The sequence below is a fragment of the Aureispira sp. CCB-QB1 genome, from assembly GCF_000724545.1.
GTDB lineage: Bacteria > Bacteroidota > Bacteroidia > Chitinophagales > Saprospiraceae > Aureispira.
On the sequence record NZ_JHBV01000056.1, the window covers coordinates 1 to 1,278 of the forward strand.

The window sequence follows — 1,278 nt, forward strand, 5'->3', positions numbered from 1 at the left end:
TGAGGTGTACCCCATTTATAGGACCAGTTTAAGCCGATTTAAAATTTATTAGATATTTTTCTTCCAAAAGCTCCTCACCAAGAATTTGGGAGGTTTTTGAAGGGGAATATCGACAAGCGGGCCTTTCATTTTCAATTCCCATATGCCTTCTTTCCCAGTTGTATTTTTTAAAGTATTTGTCCATTCCAATATGTAAATCCCTGCCATTTCTGTATTCTCGAATATAGACATCCTCATACTTCACAGACCACCATAAACGCTCGATAAACACATTGTCAATGCAGCGCCCTTTTCCATCCATACTAAATTTCATCTTATGATCTTTGGTAACGCATTTAACAAATTCTTTTGAAGTAAATTGACTACCTTGATCTGTATTCAAAATTTCTGGTTTACCGTATTTTTCTATCCCTTCTTCCAAGGTATTTTTGCACCAAAGAGCATCCATTGTATTAGATATTGACCAAGACACTACAAATCGACTGTAAAGGTCAATAACCGCAGTTAAATAAAGAAAACCTTTAGGCATCGGGATATAAGTAATATCCATTGCCCAAACTTTATTAGGTCGTTCTATTTTTAAGCCTCGCAGTAGATAAGGAAAAACCTGATGATCTTCTCCTTTTCCTGGTTTTGAGGTCTGTGGACCAGGTAAAATAGACCGTAAGCCCATCACAGAATAGTACAATCGATTGATACGTTTGCGATTTACCTCAAAACCTTTATCAGCTGTTAGCCACAGATGCATGGCACGAGCTCCTTTATAAGGATGCTTCAAATAATGCTCATCCATTAAGTGCATCAGCTCCATATTTAGCGGACTTTCCTGCTTAGGTTGGTAGTACAAACCTGAACGATGAATCCCAATCAATTTACATTGCTGGCGAACACTCAAATTCGGATGCGTTGGATCAATCTGTTGACGCTTTTCTGCTAATGGTCTTATTTTAATATTTTTTTTAAAAAGTCATTTTCCACTTTCAATGTACCGATTGTTCGTAAAAGTTTATCCTTTTCTTTCTCCTCTTCCGTCTTTTTAGAAGAAGGCTTCTCAAAAATATCTTCTGCGCCTTCTAAAAACTGTTTCTTCCATGTACGAATTTGAGTTGGAGCCAGCTCATACTTTTGAGCTAACTCTGACAAGGTAGAAGTCTCTTTTAAGGCTTCTAAAACTACTTTTGTCTTGAACTTTGCTGTGAATTTTCTTTTCTTCATAAGCACTAATTTAAGCTTTTTTTGCGAACTTAACTAGTGGTCCTAATTTTGGGGTATACTGCA

Annotated in this window: 2 protein-coding genes; both read right to left on the reverse strand. The window is 36.7% G+C overall.

The annotated features are described in order from the left end of the window. Positions 1-28: 28 nt before the first annotated feature. Positions 29-952 (reverse strand): IS3 family transposase, encoded by a 924-nt coding sequence (locus tag CG11_RS26065; RefSeq protein WP_156039907.1) that lies wholly within the window; start codon positions 950-952, stop codon positions 29-31. Continuing rightward, on the reverse strand, positions 943-1,215 hold the full coding sequence (locus tag CG11_RS26070) for a transposase (protein WP_052599910.1): 273 nt from the start codon (positions 1,213-1,215) through the stop codon (positions 943-945). Before CG11_RS26070 ends, CG11_RS26065 begins: the two co-directional genes overlap by 10 nt. Positions 1,216-1,278 lie beyond the last annotated feature (63 nt).